Source organism: Streptomyces sp. NPDC052299, assembly GCF_040679335.1.
In the GTDB taxonomy this organism is placed as follows: domain Bacteria; phylum Actinomycetota; class Actinomycetes; order Streptomycetales; family Streptomycetaceae; genus Streptomyces.
Genome location: NZ_JBFAUP010000008.1, coordinates 144,119 through 161,876, shown reverse-complemented (window position 1 = coordinate 161,876; position 17,758 = coordinate 144,119). Strand labels below are relative to the sequence as shown.

The window sequence follows — 17,758 nt, the reverse complement described above, 5'->3', positions numbered from 1 at the left end:
CCGGAGAGGGCCAGAACGTGGACGAGATTCGAGGCGACGAGATCCAGGGCGACGAGATCCGCGGCACGGCCCGGGGCACCGCCCCCGTGCCGCTGTCCGTGCTGGACCTGGTGACCGTCGGCCAGGGCCGCACGGCGAGCCAGGCCCTGCGCACCGGCGTGGAGATCGCCCGGCTCGCCGAGAGCCGGGGCTTCCACCGCTACTGGGTCGCCGAGCACCACTCGATGCCCGGCGTCGCCTCCTCGTCCCCGGCCGTCATCCTGGCCCACACCGCCGCCCGCACCGAGCGCATCCGCCTCGGCTCGGGCGGCGTCATGCTGCCGAACCACGCCCCGCTGGTCATCGCCGAGCAGTTCGGCACTCTGGAGGCGATGGCCCCCGGCCGCATCGACCTCGGCCTGGGCCGCGCCCCCGGCACGGACGGCGCCACGGCGGCGGCGCTCCGGCGCACGGACCGGCTGAACGAGGGGGCGGATGACTTTCCGCAGCAGCTGATGGAGCTGACCCGGTTCCTGGACGACGACTTCCCCGACGGGCACCCCTACGCCCGCATCCACGCGGTCCCCGGCCCCGTCCAGGCCACCGCCGAGGGCGGCGTCCAGTCCCCGGCGCGCCCGCCCATCTGGCTGCTCGGCTCCTCCGGCTTCAGCGCCCGGCTCGCCGGGGTGCTCGGGCTGCCGTTCGCCTTCGCGCACCACTTCTCGGCCCAGAACACCGTGCCGGCCCTGGAGCTGTACCGGGACTCCTTCAAGCCGTCCACGGTGCTCGACGCCCCGTACGCCCTGATCGGCGTCGCCGCGCTGGCCGCCGACGACGAGCGCGAGGCCCGGCGCCAGGTGCTGACCGGCGCGCTGTCGATGCTCCGGCTGCGGTCCGGGCGGCCCGGTCTCGTACCGACGCCCGAGGAGGCGGAGGCGTACGCCTTCTCGCCGATGGAGCGGGAGTTCGTGGACAACTGGCTGGTCAACATCGTGCACGGCACCGCCGACGAGGTCCGCTCCGGCCTGGACGACCTGGTCAAGCGCACCGGCGCCGACGAGCTGATGATCACCGCGAACGCCCACAGCGGCGACGCCCGGCTGCGCAGCTACGGCCTGATCGCCGACGCGTACGGGATGCCGGAGGCGTAAGCCGCCAGGTCACGCCCCCGGGGCGCGGGTTCCGATCAGTTCGGCGATGCGCTCCGGGGCCACCGCCCGTGAGTAGAGCCAGCCCTGTCCGGTGTCGCAGCCGATCCGGCGCAGCCGCTCCGCCTGGCCCGCCGTCTCCACGCACTCCGCGGTGACGGTCAGGCCCAGCCGGTGCGCCAGCTCGACCATGGCCTCCACGATCGTCTCGTCGGCGGGGCTGGGGTGCGCGCCGTCCTCGTAGCGGAAGCCGCGTACGAACGCGCCGTCCAGCTTGAGCACGGACACCGGGAGGCGGCTCAGGTAGGCGAGGTTCGAGTAGCCGGTGCCGAAGTCGTCGATGGCGATCCGGACGCCCATGTCGCTGAGCGCCTGAAGGGCCCGCAGCGGGCGGCCCGCCGAGCCCATCACCGCCGACTCGGTCAGCTCCAGCTGGAGCAGCGCCGGGTCGAGCCCGGTCTCCGCCAGGATCTCCGCGACATCGGTGACCAGGTCGGAGTCCCAGACCTGGCGCACCGCGACATTGACGCTGATGAACAGCGGCGGCCGCTCCGGGTGGTCCAGCTGCCAGCGCCTGGCCTGGCGGCAGGCGGAGCGCAGCACCCAGCGGCCGAGCTGCACGATCGAGCCGTCCTCCTCGGCGATCGCGACGAACCGATTCGGCGAGAGCATGCCGAACTGCGGGTGGTTCCAGCGCACCAGCGCCTCCACCCCGCGCACCACCCCGTCGGCCAGGCCGACCAGCGGCTGGTACTCGATGGTGAACTCGCCGCGCTCCACGGCCGGGCGGAGCGTGGAGGAGAGCGCCTGGCGGGTCATCCGGTGGGCGTTGCGCTCCGGGTCGAACAGGGTCCAGCGGGCCTTGCCGTCCGCCTTCGCCCAGTACAGCGTGGTGTCGGCGGCCTGCATCAGCCCGGTGGCCGACGTGCCCGCGACGGGCCGCTCCACCACCCCGATCGACGCCGAAACCGAGAGCCGCTGCCCGCCCAGGTCGAACGGCTGCTGAAGCGCGCCCAGCACCGTGCGCGCGAGGCCGGTCAGCTGCTCGGTGCCGGTGGACTCCTCGACCAGGACCGCGAATTCGTCGCCGCCGAGCCGGGCCACCAGTGGGGCACCGGACGGGTACGCCCCCTTCTGCCCGGCGCAGTCGGTGAGCCGGGCGGCGACGGCCGCGAGGAGGCGGTCGCCGATGCGGTGCCCCAGGGTGTCGTTGACCGCCTTGAAGCCGTCCAGGTCCAGATAGCAGAGCCCGACGCGGGAGCCGGTGCCGTCCTCGTGCGGCGCGGTGCGCAGGGCCGCCGACAACCGCTCGAAGAACAGCGCCCGGTTGGGCAGCCGGGTCACCGGGTCGTGCATCTGGAGATGCCGGAGCCGCTTCTGGAGTTCGCGCCGGTCGCTGACGTCCGCGACGGAGAGCAGCACCTGACCCGGTGCGTCCTCACCGTCCGCCTGCCGGGCGTCGGGCAGCGGTACGACGGTGATCTCGGCCCACAGCGAGCGCCCGTCGGGGTGCTTGAGGCGGCGGGTGCAGCGGAAGCGGGAGCTCCGGCCGTGCAGCACCTCGCGGTACGCGTGCCAGGCGCGGGCGTCCGCCGCGAGGTCGACCAGATCGGCCGCCGACTGCGCGGTGAGTGCCGCCGCCCCGGTGCCCGCCAGCGCGCCGAGCGCCTCGTTCGCGGTGACGATCAGCCCCTCGTGGTCGACCACGGCCATCGGCAGGGTCGCGGCGCGGAACGCGGCCCGGTAGTCGTGCGCCTCGGTGGCGGACGCGTCGGGCGGCCACGTTCCGTAACTCTGCGTGACGTCGGATCGCTGTGCGGAGGGCGCCTCGGGCCCCGGCCCTTCGGAGGTTGCGCTCACCGTTCGCTCCGCCCTGCAGTTCTGTCCCGGACACCTCTGACCGGACTGGCCCGCCGCGTGGAGTGCCGTCGTCAGAGGCGGAAACCGCGCAGGAAAGCGAGGTGAAGCATAGAGGGCCCGCCCCGGGCCGATCCAGCGCCCCGGCCCTCGGGTGCCCCGCTCGCGACTCGCACGGCCCATGCGGGCGGAGATCCGGTTTGTCCCTGCCTGATTGATTCTGCGCACCTCTGTTCTCTCGTGGTTCCCTCGCGCTACGCGGGTGATCGATTGTGACTGTCCGTGAAGGAATCGGGTGCGGAGATGCCCGACACGACTGGGGGAGTCCAACGTGACGAAACGGCCATAACGCCACAAGGTGGACGGGAGGGTTCCAGGTGTCCGCTCCGTACCGGAGGTAGATGTGCCGCGTCAGCCCGGGCCCCCAGGGGTGGAGCGACCCAGTCCGCGCGGGCTGGCCGCCGGGCTGATCTCGCTGCTGGCGCTCGTCGCCACCTCCCTCGTCACCGGGCCCGCTGCCGCCGCCACCGGGGACGCGACCCCCTGCGCGCTGCCCCGCACCCCCGCGCACCACTCCCTCGGCGTCGACCGCTGGAACGGCGCCTACCCGCGCCCCGGCCGCGCCCTCGACGCGGTGATGGTCTTCCTCTCGTTCCCGGACGCCGAGCCGGCCACCACCCCCGCCGAGCTGACCGCCGACTACTTCCCGGCCACCACCCAGTTCTTCCAGCGGGCCTCGTACGGGAAGTTCACGCTGCGCCCGCACCCGCAGCGGGAGTGGATCCGGATGCCGAAGCCCTCGACCTGGTACGGCATACGGCGCGACTGGGCCAGCGACCGGCGGAGCGCCTATCTGCGCGACGCGATCCGCGTGGCCGACCGTCGGATCGACTTCTCGCGCTACGACATCGTCTACCTCGTCGCGGACCCGGACGCCCCCGGCGTCGACTCGGACGCCACCAAGGTCGTCAACTTCGACCGGCCGCTGCACGCCGACGGTACGGACATCAAGCGCGTCGTCACCGTCTTCGAGCAGCACCCGCCGGACCACAACGTCCTCGCCCACGAGACCGGACACGTCTTCGACCTGCCCGACCTCTATCACCGGCCCACCGACGGCAAGGGCGACTGGGACACCTACGTCGGCGACTGGGACGTCATGGGCAGCCAGTTCGGCCTGGCGCCGGACCTCTTCGGCTGGCACAAGTGGAAGCTGGGCTGGCTGGACGACCGGCAGGTGGTCTGCGTCCAGAGCGACCGCGTCGTCACCCTCGAACCGATGGCCGACGTGCCCGTGCCCGGCGCCTCGCTCGGCACCCGGCTCGCCGTGATCAGGACCGGCGAGGGCAGCGCGGTGGCCGTCGAGGCGCGCGCCTCCACCGGCAACGACCTCTCGACCTGCGCCGAGGGCGTCCTGCTCTACCGGGTGCGGAACGAGACCCCGTCCGGCGGTGGCCCCGTCGAGGTGCTCGACACGCATCCGGACAGCGACGCCTGCTGGGAGCGCTCGGTCTACCCGCCCCTCGCGGACGCGCCGCTGCGCGTCGGCGAGACGTACTCCGTGCCCGGCGCCCACGCCACGGTCGAGGTCGCGGACCGGACGCCCTCGGGCGCCTACACCGTCCGCATCACCACGGGAACCTGACCGGGCTCGTCCGGACAACGAAGAAGCCCCCCGCTTCCGCGAGGGGCTTCTTCCGTCTGTGCGCCGCCAGGGACTCGAACCCCGGACCCGCTGATTAAGAGTCAGCTGCTCTAACCAACTGAGCTAGCGGCGCCTGCTGACGTCGTAGACCTTAGCACTCGGATCGGTGAGAGGAAAAATCGAAATCCGGGGCGCCGGAGAGGGCGCCGACCGGGCCACCCGGACGCACGCCCACAGCAGCACGTCCGGCCCCGGCAGCCACGGGGTCCGGGTGTCCGGGGCCACCAGCCAGCGGGGCCCCGTGTACTTCGCGTCGCAGGTCAGGGGCGGGACCGTCACCGCGTCCCCGGTGCCGTGACAGAGCAGCGGGGGCACCTTCGTACCGCCGCCGTTCCGGCTCTGCGGGCCGCCGCCCCACTCCTCCCAGTCCAGCAGCGACGGCAGCCGCTGGGCCGTCCCCGGGGAGGCGAAGAGCAGCATCCGGCCCCGGTGCGCGGCGACCGGGCCCGAGCCGGGACCGTCCGCCCACAGGTGCTCCAGCATCCGGCGACCGAACAGCGTGGGTACGTTCACCACGTCGAACGCCGTGCCGCACGGCAGGACCCCGGGCGCCGTCGGGCGCGTCTCCCACTGGGCCAGGGCGCTGCGCGGGTAGGCCGTGGCCCCGGCCAGCCACGCGGCACCGGCGGCCGTGACCTGTGCCGTCTGGTTCCGCGCGGGCTCGCGCAGGGCCGAGAACAGGTCGGCCTCGTGGCCGGCGCGGAGGCAGGGTCCGTCGCCGTGGTGCAGGGTCGTTTCGTCGGGCAGCCATGCGGTCATGTGCACAGGTCTACCCGGAGTGATCAAGCGGATTCCGAGAGTTGCCGGAAATCGGGACAGGAGAACGGCACGAGGGGTATGGTTCGCGCGGGCATATGCCGGGTGGTGGTACCCGGGGCCCGTACCTAGGGCCTTTCGTTCGGCTGCGGCGTGTTCAGCAGCGTGCGCCCGAACTCGACCATCTTCTTCGCGTAGTCCTCGGTCCACTCCGCGCGCCGCGCGATGTCCGCCGTGCTGAGCCGGTCGAACCGGCGCGGGTCGGCCAGCTGAGCCGCCGCCATCGCCTGGAACTCGACCGCCCGGTCGGTCGCGGCGCGGAAGGCCAGGGCGAGCTCCGTCGCCCGGCCCAGCAGCTCCTTCGGATCGTCCATCGACTCCAGGTCGAAGAAGTGCTCCGGGTCCGCGACGGCGGCCGCCGGCTCGAAGAGCAGGGGTGCGGGACGCAGCCGCCGCTGCTCGCCTTGCTCGGGTTGTGCCATGTGCTCTTCCTCCCGGGGCATGTCGCCGAACCGCCGTCTTCGGACAGCCCGACGGCACCCCTCATTGTCCCGTCCGCCGCAAGGGCGCAGAAGCCTGCGGCGCGGGGCGTGCGCCGGCCCGGCCGTGCCCCCGCGCACTCAACAACTCCAGCGCACCCGGTGTTCCGCCAGATGCGCCAGCACCGCGTGGTTCGCCTCCCAGCCGTCCGGGAACTTCACCGTGACGCCCAGCTGGACCGGCTCCGTCGAGGGATGTTCGTCCAGCAGGTCCGCGACGCCCTCCCGGCAGACCACGACGCACGCGTGCCGGTGCCGGGACGCCAGGACGCACAGGCGGCCCGTCTCCAGGTGGAACGCGGTGGCGTCCGGCCGCCCCGACAGCGGGTGCAGCACCACCGTCACGTCGAACTCGCGCCCCTGGAGCCGGTTCGCCGTGTCCACCGCCACCCCGGTCACGCCCAGCTCCGCGAGGGCCGCGCGCACCGCCGCCGCCTGGTCGCGGTGCGCCGTGCCGACCGCCACCCGGTCCGCCGTCACCGGGGCCGGGTCCGGCGACCGCTCGCTGGTGGCAGCACCGCCCCGGTCCAGCAGCCGGCGCACCACCTGGGCGACCGCCCGCACCGCCTCCGGGTCCGTGCGCGGGGTGCGCCGGGCCGGGAGTTCGAGGAGCCCCCAGCCCGACTCCGCCGCCTCGTCCAGCACCCGGTCCGCCGCCGACCCGTCCGACGCCACCCCGAAGGACAGCCGCCGGTCCCCGTGGTCCGTACCGCTGCGGAACGGGGTGTACGGGTAGAACGCGTCCGACACCAGGGGCGCCGCCGACGCCGGAAGCCGCCAGGAGACGGGCAGCCGGTGCTGCGGGAGCTCCGGGTTGTGCGCGAGCAGCGTGCTCACCGCGCTGGCCGACGGGTCGTAGCTCAGCCCGGCCCACTGGTCCGCGCCGACGATCGAGAACGGGTCCAGCTGCCCCGGATCGCCCACGAACAGCGCCCGCTCGAAGAGCCCGGCCACGGCGAGCAGCGCGTCCGAGCGCATCTGGTACGCCTCGTCCACGATCGCGTGCCCCCACGGCTCCACGTTCTTCACATGGGCCCACTTCGCCGCCGTCGAGATGACCACGTCGAGCCCGGCCAGATCCGCCGCCTTCGCCGACTTCCGCACGTTCGCCAGGCCGTCGAGCACCTTGTCGTACGGATCGGAGTCGCTGCTGTGCAGCCGGCCCACCGGGAGCTCCGGGTCCTTCTCCGCGAGCCGCACCACCAGATCGTCCACCTGCGCGTTCGTCTGGGCGACCACCATCAGCGGGCGGCCCGCCGCGGCCAGCTCCAGCGCCGCGCGCACCACCAGCGTCGACTTGCCGGCGCCCGGCGGGGAGTCCACCACGACTCCCCGGGCCGTGCCGTTCAGCGTGTCGTCCAGGATCTTCGCGGTGGCCAGGCCCGCCGCCGCGCCCGGGTCGAAAACGGCCGTCACAGCAGGTCCTCCGGGGTCACGGGATCGGGCAGCTCGGCCGCTTCCAGGCCGCCGGGCGGACCGCCGTGGGTCCACGGGGTCTCCTCCGCGTCCGGCAGCTGCGGCCCGCCGCGCTGGTCGTGCTCGAACAGGGTCCAGGCGATCCGGTCGCCCGGCTCCGGGACCGAACCGGGCGCCGGCTCCTTGCCGCGCCCCATCCGGTCCGTGATCCGCAGCACCAGCGACAGCGCGCCGTCCTCGCCGTCCGTCCCGTCCGCCGGGGCGTACGCCACGAACTCGGCGGTCTGCGGCTTGCCGTCCAGCGAGCGGTAGACCTTCACCCCCGCGCCCAGCTGCGGCCGCTCCTCGGTGCGGACCGTGACCAGCGGGCGCGGCGAGGGCCGCTTGGACTCGCTGTACGCCATCTCCACCGCGCACACCTCGGCGACGAACGCCTCCCCGGCGAGCCGGCGGCCCGCCAGGACGAGCGGGTCGTCCAGCGCCTCCTGCGCCTCCAGCTGCGCCTGGGCCGTCTCCCGGGCGGCCAGCTTGCGGGCGGCCGTCACCGCGTCGTCCCGGCGCGGCTGGGGCGGCTCACCGGAGCGCACCCGGTCGCGATGGGCGGTGAACGACCAGCGGTCCCGGGTCCAGCGGTCCTCGGTCCTGGACCCCTCGGGCAGCTCCCGCAGCAGGTCGAGGCCCCGCCACACCGCGTCCCACGTCGGCAGCAGCACCCCGGCCAGCAGCGCCCTGATCTCGCGCTCGGCCCCGGACAGCTCGGCCAGCCGGGCATCGGCGGCGAGCCCGTCCTCGGCCGCCGCGAACGAGGCGCGCGCCCGGTCGTACTTCTCGATCGCCGGGGCCAGCAGCCGGTTGTCGAAGTCCGGGTCGGTGGCCGGGCCGGCCGGCGGGCACAGCAGCTGCCCCGCAGCGTCCCGGGCCAGCTCCGCCCGGAGCGCCGCCTCCGCACCGGACTCGCCGGCCGGCGGGTCGATCCAGGCGAGCAGGGCCCCCAGATGCTGGTCCTCCAGATTCGACTGGCCGGTCGCCCAGTGCCGGTTCAGGAGATCGGTGCAGGCCAGCAGCAGGGACGAGCCGGGGACCCGGGCCCGCTCCCCGTAATGCGTCAGCCAGCGGCCGAGCAGCGGGACGCGGGCCGGGGCCGGATACGGCGTGTCCGGGTCGTCCTCGGCGGTGCGCCGGAAGCGCATCGAGCGGCCGAGCAGCCGGACGAACTCGATGCCCGGCCGGCTCGGGACGACGATCTGAGCTGCGTCCACGCACAGCTCCGTCTCGACCTTGACCCGCTTTCCGGTCGCCGGATCGGTCTCGTTGCGCTCGGCGGGCTCGATGACGTCCGCGTACGCCTCGATGTGCGGCAGGACCGCCTCGGCCAACTCGGCGAGGAACGCGAACCGCAGGTCCCGGTCGCGCGGCTGGGCGACGGCCAGCAGCCGGGGCGCCTCCCGGTCCGTGCCGACGAGCGCGCCGAGCGGGGCGCCCGCCTCGCCCGCCGTGGTGAGCGGGACCAGGACCAGCGGCCGGTCGCTCAGGCGGCGGTGGCGCACGGTGGCCGTCGGCCGGGCCCGCCCGCTCTCCACGGCCTCCAGCCGGGCCAGCGTGTTGATCAGCGACATGCGGCCCGCCCCTCCAGCGCCTCGGCGCGCAACGCCGCCGCGCGGCGCAGGGCGGCCACCGCAGGATCGGCCGGATCGCCCTCCTTGCCCGCGGCGGCGGCCAGCACCCCGGCGACCGTCGTCAGGCCGCCCAGCTCGCCCCGCACTCCGCGCCCCAGCGCCTCCACGGCACCCTCGGACCGGGCCCTGGCCCGGCAGTGGAAGGCCAGCTCGCAGGCGGACAGGCACTCCGGGGCGTAGGCCGCGGCGACCGATTCGACCGCCGACTCCAGGTCCTCGGGGGAGCGCGCCGGGTCGAAGCAGGCGCCCTCGGGGAGGGCGGCCGCGATCTCCTCGATGCGGGTGAGCCGGGTCAGCTGGCGGCGGGTGACGGCGCGCTGCTTGCGTACGTCCACGACGGAGGCGGCCGGCAGGTTCGAGAAGTCCTTCGGGCACACCAGGAGCACCCGGTGTCCCACCCGCGCCCCGTCCGTGACCTCCGCGACCCGTTCGAGGGCCAGCACGTACACCGCGGACTGGCGGGCCGCCGCGCCCACCTTCGCGGCGTCCGCCGAGCCGTCGATCATGGGGAACGACTTGATCTCGACCACCGTCCACGTGCCGTCCGGATGCACCACGACCGCGTCCGGCTCCAGATAGGCGGGGGAGCCCGCCACCTCCAGGGCCAGCATCGGGTGGTCGAGCAGCGCCCAGCCGCCGGCCTCCGTCGCCTCCCGCAGCGCCAGCGCGGTCCTGGCCGCGCGACCCTCGGGCCCGGCGGCGGCCAGGTCGGGCGTCGCCACCGCGCGCGGCGGTTCACCGGAGCCGCCCAGCCGTTCGTGCAGCAGGCGCATCAGCTCCGTACCGCCGTCGGCCTTGACCCGGGCCTCGAAGGCGTTGCCCCGCATGAAGGCGAACTGGGACTGGCCGAACGGGGCCGGTGAGCCCAGCGCCGAGGCGAGCGCGCCCTTGTCGACCCCGGCCCCGTCCAGCAGGGCGCGGCGCTTGCAGCCCGGGTTGGCGGCGAGGGCGGCGAGCGCGCGGGCGTCCAGCGGGCGCGGGGCGACCGCCGGGCCTCTCAGCTCAGCGAGTCGCTGCCGCAGGGTCCCCGTCGGGGGTGCGTCCCGACCGGTCGGCGCCGTCGGCCCGGGCAGGCGGACCGGCCGCTGCTGCCGCGTCGGATGGTTCTGCGGAGGAGGTCCGCTGGCCGGGGATTCGCTCACCCGCCGAAGTCTCGCACCCGGCACTGACATCCGGGGACTCCGTCGCGGCGGAAGCCCGCGAGAAGCGGGGCAGGACCGCGGCCTTGACCCGGTCGGCGAGGCGCATCACGGGCCGGGCGAGGAGGGCCCCGACGCCCATCACGGCGCACCCGGCGACCGCGTCGAGCAGATAGTGGTTGGCGGTGCCCATCACGACGAACGTGGTGATCAGCGGGTACGCGATGCCCGCGGCGCGCAGCGCGGGGTGCTTGGCGTGGCGCCACAGCAGGATGCCGCACCACAGCGCCCACCCCACGTGCAGGCTGGGCATCGCCGCGTACTGGTTGGTCATCCCGCCCATGCCGCGCGGGGCGCTCGCCTCCGTGCCCCACCAGCCGTACGAGCTGTACTGCGCCATGGTGTCCACGAACCCGTGCTTCGCGTCGAGCAGCCTCGGCGGGCACGTCGGCATCAGCGTGAAGCCGATCAGGCCGAGCATCGTGGAGGTCATCAGCCAGGTGCGGGCCCTGCGGTACGCGGCCGAGTGGCGGCGGAACATCCAGATCAGAACGGCCGGGGTGACCACGTAGTGCAGGGAGGCGTACGCGAAGTCGGACGGTATGCCTATGGAGGGGTGCGCCGTGAAGAGGCGGTTGAGCGGGTGCTCCGCGTTCAGGAACAGCGCCTTCTCCAGGCGCAGGATGCTCAGGCCGTGGTCGACGGCCGTGGACACGTCGCCGCGTGCGAGGAGGCGGCCCCCGGAGTACGCCGCGTACACCAGGGCCAGGAGCGGCAGCTCGGTCCACCAGCGGGGCCGGTGGCGCGGAGCGTGCGCGGTGGTGGCGTGCGGCATCCGGAACTTCTCCATCACGTGTTCATGCGGCCGACTGCGGGCGTTCAACCGTACGGTGCGCGTCGGGCGCGTGTCCCCCGGGGGTGTGGTCGGCACCCCTCAGCTGCTCTGATTCGTCTGTGGTCAGTGGGACGCCGTCGCGGCCCGCCCGGTTGCCTCACGGGCAGATACGGGATGATGGGAACAAGGTCTCAGATTCCGCATCCCAGGTCCCAGCTTTTTCAGGGAGAACCCTTTTATGGCACCGCGCATCCTGCTCGCCCGGCACGGGCAGACGGAATGGTCCCTCAACGGCAGGCACACCGGCAGGACGGACATTCCGCTGCTCGACGCCGGACGGGAGGGGGCCAAGCTGCTCGGCGAGCGGCTGCACCGGGCGCCGTGGACGGACCTCCACGACCTCGAGGTCCGCACCAGCCCGCTCGTCCGGGCCGCCGAGACCTGCGAGCTCGCCGGCTTCGGCGACCGCGCGGAGCGGTGGGACGCGCTGATGGAGTGGGACTACGGCGCCTACGAGGGGATGACCCCGGCCGAGATCAAGACGGGCCGCCCGGACTGGTTCATCTGGCGCGACGGGGTGCCGGAGGGGGAGGGCACCGCCGAGGTGTCGGCCCGCGCCGACGAGATCGTGGAGTGGGCGCGGTCCGCCGACCGGGACGTCCTGGTCTTCGCCCACGGCCACATCCTCCGGGCGCTCGGCGCGCGCTGGCTGGGCGAGGACATCGCCTTCGGCGCCCGCATCTGGCTGGCCCCGACGTCGCTGTCGGTCCTGGGCTGGGCGTACGGCGCCCCGGCGATCCAGAAATGGAACGACACGGGGCACCTTGAGCGGTGAGCAACGCGTGAAACCCAGCCCGTCCTCAAGCGCCGGACGGGCTGGGGTGGGCCGGGGAGGCGGGCACGCCTTCGACGCGGTCCAGGAAGTCGCGTACCGCGGAAGTCGCCGCCGTCCGGGGCCCCAGGGCCCGCACCGTGTCGTGCAGTATCGCGCGGACGCGGGAGGACTGGACCTCGTCCAGGAGGTCCAGGACCGCGTGGCCGGCCGAGGCCGCCTCCTCGGGGCGGCCCCCGCGCGCCAGGTCCCAGGTGAGCTCCGCGCGGTACAGCGCGAGGTTGCGGGTGAAGTGGGGGTCCTGGAGGCGGACCGCCCGGTCCGCGTGGCGCGCGGCGCGCGCCCACTCCCCGAGCGCGGCCCAGCACTGGGCCTCCAGCATCTCCAGCTCCGCCTCGCGGAAGAAGCTCATCCACTCCGGGTCCGCCCCCGAAGGCCCCCGCGAGAACGCGGAGTGCGCCCGGCCGAGCGCCCGCTCGCAGCCCGTCCGGTCCCCGAGCCCCGCCCGGCCCCCCGCCTCCCGCAGCGCGAGCAGCGCCCGCAGCCGGGGCGAGCCCAGCGGCTCGGCGGCCCGCTGACCGGCCTCCGCCGCGCGCACCGCCTCACGCGGCCGCCCGGTGTCGCGGGCCAGGAAGGACACGTTGCAGAACGCGTGCGCCTCCAGCGCCGGATCACCGGCGACCCGCGCGGTGGCCAGCGCCTCCGCGTAGTGCGAGCGGGCGTCCTCGAAGCGGCCCGAGTCGTGGGCCAGCCAGCCCACGGAGATGGCCAGCTCACCGGCGCCGGAGTGCAGCCGGTCCGCCGTGGAGCGCCGGTTCACGGTCCCCGCGTCGAGCAGCGCGTACGCCGCCCGCAGGGGCTGCGAGGCGCGCCGGTAGAGCCAGTCGCCGCCGTGCCGGTCGTCCAGCACCCGGATCTGCCGCACCGCCCGCTCGACGGCGCTCACCTCCGTGTCGCCGACCCGGCGTTGCAGGGGCAGGGCGGCGGCCGGGCCGCCGAGGCCCAGTCCCAGGGAGACGGCCGCCACCGCGGTGGTGCCGCTCGTCATGAACACGCGACGCAGCACGTCGCTCTCCTCGTCGTCGCCGCCGGGCTCCGGCGGCGGGGCAGTCGGGGGCGGGGCGCCCGCCGCGGACCTGGCCGCCCGCCCGCGTACCGAAGCGCGGGGCGAGAAGCCCAGGTCCTCCAGGGTCGTCCCGGGGAACATGTGCAGGAAGACCCGCTCGTACGCGTAGTTGGGGCAGCGGATCTCGCCGGACTCCACGCGTCCGATGTACCGGGCGTCGCACGCGACCTGCTCGCCGATCTCGCGAGCGGACCTGCGTACCGCGGCAGCGAACTCCCCGGCGGAGCGCGGGCCGCGCAGCCGCCGGAAGGCGAGGTTGGGAACTGCCCGTGTCGACACCATGGCATGGCCCTCTCGGTGCGAGCCGGGCGACGTTTCCGGTGTCCCGGCGGAGCAAGAACGTACCCGCTGTGACAGTGCGCACACGCAGCGTTTCCGGATGAACCGGGCATCTCGGCCGCGATCCGCCATGAACTGCCACCCTTTGCGGCGGTGTCGCACCGTAGCCCTTGACGCGGTCGGGGCGTTGGTCCCTGTGGAGACGGAACGCGGCTCCGGCGATGAGAGGAGAGGTCCCTTGTTGCACATCGACATGGCGACGGGCGGTGCGGCGTCCGCCGACGAGCCCTGCGATCTGGTGACCGTGCCCGCACGGCAGGGGCTCGAGGCCGTGGACATCCTGCGCCGGGGCACGGCGCAGGATGTCGTGGGCCCGGTCATCCACGACGGCGCCTGCGACACCCTCGGGTTCCTGGTGCCGCCGGGCACCGCGCAGGGCTGGGACGTACCGGGCAGCGCCTGTACGCGGACCGACGGCCGGGGGCTGCGCATCCCCGCCGAGCCGCCGGTCTCCGGCAGCGGCTGGCTGCTGCCGCCCGCCGCGGACACCCCGGTCACCGACCCCGCCGTGCTGCGCGTCGCGCTCGACCAGGCGGCCCGACTGATCGAGGCCGCCGACAACTGCCGCTGAGCCGTCCGCCCGCGGCGCACCGATAATGGCCGGACGGCGGGCCGCGCGGATCGGCCCGTCCCGGACACGGTGAGCAGTGGGCAGGGGCGAGAAGCAGTGGCACGTCGAGGAGCGGCCGGCGGCAAGGGGCGCGCGGGCCGCGGCGCCCCGGAGAGCAACGTCTCGGAGCCCGTGGACGGCGGTCTCGCCGAACTCGTGCCCGACCGGGAGCGCCGCCGTGCCTGGACGCTGACGATCGACGGGGCCCCGCAGTCGCACGTCGACCTGGACGACCCCACGTACCTCTCCTTCGAGTACCAGCGCCGCATCGGCCACATCGCGGACCTCGTCGCGCCCGCCGGGCAGCCGCTCCACGTGGTGCACCTCGGCGGCGGGGCCTTCACGCTCGCCCGGTACATCGCGGCCACCCGGCCCCGGTCCACCCAGCAGGTCATCGAGGTCGACGCGGCGCTCGTGCAACTGGTCCGCCGCGAACTGCCGCTGGACCCGCAGGCCAGAATCCGGGTCAGGTCCACCGATGCCCGCGCGGGGCTCGGGAAGATCCAGGACGGCTGGGCCGACCTCGTCATCGCAGACGTGTTCAGCGGCGCCCGCACCCCGGCGCACCTGACCAGCACCGAGTTCCTGGCCGAGGTGCGCCGCGTCCTGAAGCCCGGCGGGAGTTACGTCGCCAACCTCGCGGACGGGCCGCCGCTGGCCCACCTCCGGGGCCAGATCGCCACCGCCGCCACGGTCTTCCCCGAACTCGCGCTCGCCGCCGACCCCACGGTGTGGCGGGGCCGCCGCTTCGGCAACGCCGTGCTGCTCGCCTCCGACACGCCGCCGGAGATCGCTCAGTTGACCCGCCGCGTCGCGACGGACCCGCACCCCGGACGCGTCGAACACGGCCGCGCCCTCGCCGACTTCACCGGTGGTGCGGCCCCGGTGCGCGACGCGGACGCCCGTCCGTCACCGCCGCCGCCCCCGGACGCGTTCCGCTGACTTCCCTCCCGTACGGGCTACGAGTTGACGATGTCCACCTGCGGCGCGTGATCGTTCCAGGTGCAGAAGACGGAGACCGTCGTGCCGTCGTCCCGGGCGAAGTCGACCCGTATCCACTTCGTGTTGGACCACACCCGCATCGACCAGCCCGGTTCCGGGGTCGCCGACACCAGCTCCGCCGCGTCGGCCCCGAACTCGAAGACGACCCGGCCGCCGTCGGTCGCGTAACTCCGCGCCTTCCCGGCCGCGGCGGTCGTCCCGGACGCCGGGCGCGGGGTGTTGGGCTCCGGGGTGCGGGACGGGGACGGCTTGCGGGAAGAGGGGGCGGGCGGCTTGGGAGCTGTGGTCCGGGGCCTGGGCGACGGCGAGGCCGGGGGGGCCGGGCGGTGCGTCGATGACGTCAGGCTCTCGGTGGTCGGCGCCGCGACCGGCACCGCGCGGGGCGGGTCGTACACCGTGCCCGCGAGCACGGAGCGCACACCCCACCACGAAACCGTGACCGCCGCGCCGGTGGCGAGCGACCACGCCAGCGCGTGTACCAGAGCTCGTTGCATCATCAACATCCTGCACCACGAAACTGGTGGACATGACACCCGGGCAGAGGGGATGGCGTACGGTGCCGCCCATGCCCAGTGTGCTCGTGGTCGAGGACGACCAGTTTGTACGTTCCGCCCTCATCCGACACCTGACGGAGGCCGGTCACACCGTACGGAGCGTCGGCACCGCGCTCGAAGCGTTGCGTGAAGTCGCCCATTTCCGGTTCGACGTGGTCATTCTCGATCTCGGGCTGCCCGATCTCGACGGTTCCGAGGCCCTGAAGATGCTGCGCGGCATCACCGACGTGCCCGTCATCATCGCGACCGCCCGGGACGACGAGAGCGAGATCGTCCGGCTCCTCAACGACGGCGCCGACGACTACCTCACCAAGCCGTTCTCCGTGGAGCACCTGTCGGCCCGGATGGCTGCCGTGCTCCGCCGGGCCCGGGCCGTCGGGGGCGAGGCGCCGTCCCCGCGCGTCATCCAGGTCGGCGGGCTCTGCGTCGACCCCCTGCGCCGGCAGGCGGAACTCGACGGCACCGCGCTCGACCTCACCCGCCGCGAGTTCGACCTGCTGGCCTTCCTGGCCGGGCGCCCCGGCGTCGTCGTCCCCCGCCGGGAACTCCTCGCCGAGGTCTGGCAGCAGTCCTACGGCGACGACCAGACCATCGACGTCCACCTCTCCTGGCTGCGCCGCAAGCTGGGCGAGACGGCGGCCCGGCCGCGCTATCTGCACACCCTGCGCGGCGTCGGCGTGAAGCTCCAGCCCCCGGCGCCGGAGCAGCCGGCATGAGATGGGCGCTGGTCAAGGTCTGCCTGGCCGTCACCGCCATGGTCGTCATCGCCTTCGCCGTGCCCCTGGGGCTCGTCGTCAAGGAGATGGCCCGCGACCGCGCGTTCTCCGACGCCGAACGGCAGGCCGCGACGATCGGCCCGACGCTGTCCATCACCACGGACCGGACCCAGCTCGAAAAGGCCGTCCTCACCACCGAACCGGGCGCCGCCGGACGGATGGCCGTCCACATCCCGGCCTCCGGCGAGCCCGACGGCATCGCGGTCGACATCGGCAGGGGCCGCGCCACCCGCGAGGAGCTGGAGACCGTGCGCGTCTCGGGGCGCGCCGCGATCACCGGGGTCACCGGCGGCTCCGTGCTGCTCCAGCCGACCGCGGTGGGGCCCAAGGACGTCGCGGTGGTCGAGGTGTTCGTCCCCGAGGCAGCCGTGTCCCACGGGGTCACCACCGCCTGGCTGATGCTGGCCGCCGTCGGCGTCGCGCTCGTCGTCGGCTCGGTCGCCGTGGCCGACCGCCTCGGCATCCGCATGGTCGGGCCCGCCCGCCGCCTCGCGGGCGCCGCCCACGACCTGGGGGAGGGGCGGCTCGGCACCCGCGTCCCCGAGGAAGGGCCGGACGAACTGCGGTCCGCCGCAGTCGCGTTCAACTCCATGGCCGACCAGGTCGTCCAGCTCCTCGCCAACGAACGCGAACTGGCCGCCGACCTCTCGCACCGGCTGCGCACCCCGCTCACCGTCCTCCGGCTGAACGCGGCGTCGCTCGGCGAGGGGCCCGCGGCCGAGCAGACCCGGGCGGCCGTCGAACAGCTGGAACGCGAGGTCGACACGATCATCCGGACCGCCCGCGAGCAGCGCCCCCAGACCCAGCCGGGCGGCCCCGGCGCCGGCTGCGACGCCTCCGAGGTGATCCGCGAGCGGATGGCCTTCTGGTCCGCGCTGGCCGAGGACGAGGGCCGTGAGGTCCGCCTCGCCGGGGTGGACCGTGCGGTGCGCATCCCGGTCGCCCGGCCCGAACTGGCCGCCGCGCTCGACGCGTTGCTCGGCAACGTCTTCCGGCACACCCCGGAGGGCACCGCCTTCGCGGTCGACGTGCACCACAGCGGTGACGCGGTGATCGTGCTGGTCTCGGACGCCGGGGGCGGGATCGCCGACCCGAAGGCGGCCCTGGCGCGCGGCGGGGCCCGGGACGCGGTGGGGTCGACCGGGCTCGGGCTCGACATCGTGCGCCGGGTCGCCGAGTCCACCGGCGGCGACGTGCGCATCGGCCGCTCGGTGCTGGGCGGCACGGAGGTCCGGGTCTGGATCGGGCTGGACGGGCAGCGCCCGCGGGACGGCGGGCGCGGCCACCGGGTGGGGCGCCGGCGGCGGCGCCTCAGGGGCGCGTCCCGTCCGAACCTTTAGCGCGGCCGATGCGCTCCTTAAGGCAGTCCTAAGAACCTCGGCCTCGGCCCGGCTCGCCCCATTTGCCCGTTCCGCAGCCGCTAGCGTGCTCCCGCATCCCCCACTCCCGTACGACGAGGCAGGAACGCG

Annotated in this window: 16 protein-coding genes and 1 tRNA gene; 7 read left to right on the top strand and 10 right to left on the bottom strand. The window is 74.4% G+C overall.

All coding sequences use genetic code 11. The annotated features are described in order from the left end of the window. Positions 1-17 precede the first annotated feature (17 nt). Positions 18-1,130: an LLM class flavin-dependent oxidoreductase gene (locus AB0L33_RS15870; RefSeq protein ID WP_365681675.1), complete on the top strand. Its 1,113-nt coding sequence runs from the start codon at positions 18-20 to the stop codon at positions 1,128-1,130. 9 nt (positions 1,131-1,139) lie between these two features. Here the strand turns inward: AB0L33_RS15870 and AB0L33_RS15865 are convergent, their stop codons facing one another. After that, on the bottom strand, positions 1,140-2,987 hold the full coding sequence (locus tag AB0L33_RS15865) for an EAL domain-containing protein (RefSeq protein WP_365681673.1): 1,848 nt from the start codon (positions 2,985-2,987) through the stop codon (positions 1,140-1,142). 427 nt (positions 2,988-3,414) lie between these two features. On the opposite strand from AB0L33_RS15865, the gene AB0L33_RS15860 reads away from it, so the two are divergent. Continuing rightward, a complete protein-coding gene (locus AB0L33_RS15860; protein ID WP_365681671.1) occupies positions 3,415-4,629 on the top strand; it encodes a M6 family metalloprotease domain-containing protein in 1,215 nt (404 codons plus the stop codon). Positions 4,630-4,688: 59 nt separating this feature from the next. Here AB0L33_RS15860 and AB0L33_RS15855 read toward each other — a convergent pair. From AB0L33_RS15855 to AB0L33_RS15825, 7 genes are all read right to left on the bottom strand, one after another. After that, positions 4,689-4,762: transfer RNA gene (locus AB0L33_RS15855), tRNA-Lys, on the bottom strand. Next, positions 4,753-5,448: a bifunctional DNA primase/polymerase gene (locus tag AB0L33_RS15850; protein WP_365681669.1), complete on the bottom strand. Its 696-nt coding sequence runs from the start codon at positions 5,446-5,448 to the stop codon at positions 4,753-4,755. The genes AB0L33_RS15855 and AB0L33_RS15850 overlap by 10 nt, the downstream gene beginning before the upstream one ends. Before the next feature lie 125 nt (positions 5,449-5,573). Then, on the bottom strand, positions 5,574-5,927 hold the full coding sequence (locus tag AB0L33_RS15845; RefSeq protein ID WP_365681667.1) for a hypothetical protein: 354 nt from the start codon (positions 5,925-5,927) through the stop codon (positions 5,574-5,576). Between the two features lie 138 nt (positions 5,928-6,065). Beyond that, positions 6,066-7,400, bottom strand: coding sequence for an AAA domain-containing protein (locus tag AB0L33_RS15840; RefSeq protein ID WP_365681665.1), 1,335 nt, complete (start codon positions 7,398-7,400; stop codon positions 6,066-6,068). Beyond that, positions 7,397-9,016, bottom strand: coding sequence for a hypothetical protein (locus AB0L33_RS15835; protein WP_365681663.1), 1,620 nt, complete (start codon positions 9,014-9,016; stop codon positions 7,397-7,399). The genes AB0L33_RS15840 and AB0L33_RS15835 overlap by 4 nt, the downstream gene beginning before the upstream one ends. After that, a complete protein-coding gene (locus AB0L33_RS15830; protein WP_365681995.1) occupies positions 9,007-10,098 on the bottom strand; it encodes a hypothetical protein in 1,092 nt (363 codons plus the stop codon). Before AB0L33_RS15830 ends, AB0L33_RS15835 begins: the two co-directional genes overlap by 10 nt. Beyond that, the gene (locus AB0L33_RS15825) at positions 10,079-11,050 is read right to left on the bottom strand and encodes a phosphatase PAP2 family protein (protein ID WP_365681993.1); all 972 of its coding nucleotides are present in this window, start codon (positions 11,048-11,050) and stop codon (positions 10,079-10,081) included. The genes AB0L33_RS15830 and AB0L33_RS15825 overlap by 20 nt, the downstream gene beginning before the upstream one ends. 238 nt (positions 11,051-11,288) lie before the next feature. Here AB0L33_RS15825 and AB0L33_RS15820 point away from each other — a divergent pair, with 238 nt between their 5' ends. Further along, on the top strand, positions 11,289-11,885 hold the full coding sequence (locus tag AB0L33_RS15820; RefSeq protein ID WP_365681661.1) for a histidine phosphatase family protein: 597 nt from the start codon (positions 11,289-11,291) through the stop codon (positions 11,883-11,885). 25 nt (positions 11,886-11,910) lie between these two features. On the opposite strand, the gene AB0L33_RS15815 is transcribed toward AB0L33_RS15820, so the two are convergent. After that, positions 11,911-13,290, bottom strand: a complete 1,380-nt coding sequence (locus AB0L33_RS15815; RefSeq protein WP_365681659.1) for a tetratricopeptide repeat protein — start codon at positions 13,288-13,290, stop codon at positions 11,911-11,913. A 250-nt stretch (positions 13,291-13,540) separates the two neighbouring features. Between AB0L33_RS15815 and AB0L33_RS15810 the strand changes: the two genes are divergently transcribed. Together AB0L33_RS15810 and AB0L33_RS15805 are read left to right on the top strand one after the other, a co-directional pair. Continuing rightward, entirely contained in the window at positions 13,541-13,918 is a 378-nt protein-coding gene (locus AB0L33_RS15810) for a hypothetical protein (RefSeq protein WP_365681991.1), read from the top strand. A gap of 96 nt (positions 13,919-14,014) precedes the next feature. After that, the gene (locus AB0L33_RS15805; RefSeq protein ID WP_365681657.1) at positions 14,015-14,899 is read left to right on the top strand and encodes a fused MFS/spermidine synthase; all 885 of its coding nucleotides are present in this window, start codon (positions 14,015-14,017) and stop codon (positions 14,897-14,899) included. A 17-nt stretch (positions 14,900-14,916) separates the two neighbouring features. Here the strand turns inward: AB0L33_RS15805 and AB0L33_RS15800 are convergent, their stop codons facing one another. Continuing rightward, on the bottom strand, positions 14,917-15,456 hold the full coding sequence (locus tag AB0L33_RS15800; RefSeq protein WP_365681655.1) for a hypothetical protein: 540 nt from the start codon (positions 15,454-15,456) through the stop codon (positions 14,917-14,919). 68 nt (positions 15,457-15,524) lie between these two features. On the opposite strand from AB0L33_RS15800, the gene AB0L33_RS15795 reads away from it, so the two are divergent. Further along, positions 15,525-16,229 carry a response regulator transcription factor gene (locus tag AB0L33_RS15795; protein WP_365681653.1) on the top strand — a complete coding sequence of 235 codons (705 nt, stop codon included), beginning with the start codon at positions 15,525-15,527 and terminating at the stop codon, positions 16,227-16,229. After that, positions 16,226-17,629: a HAMP domain-containing sensor histidine kinase gene (locus tag AB0L33_RS15790; RefSeq protein ID WP_365681651.1), complete on the top strand. Its 1,404-nt coding sequence runs from the start codon at positions 16,226-16,228 to the stop codon at positions 17,627-17,629. The genes AB0L33_RS15795 and AB0L33_RS15790 overlap by 4 nt, the downstream gene beginning before the upstream one ends. Positions 17,630-17,758 lie beyond the last annotated feature (129 nt).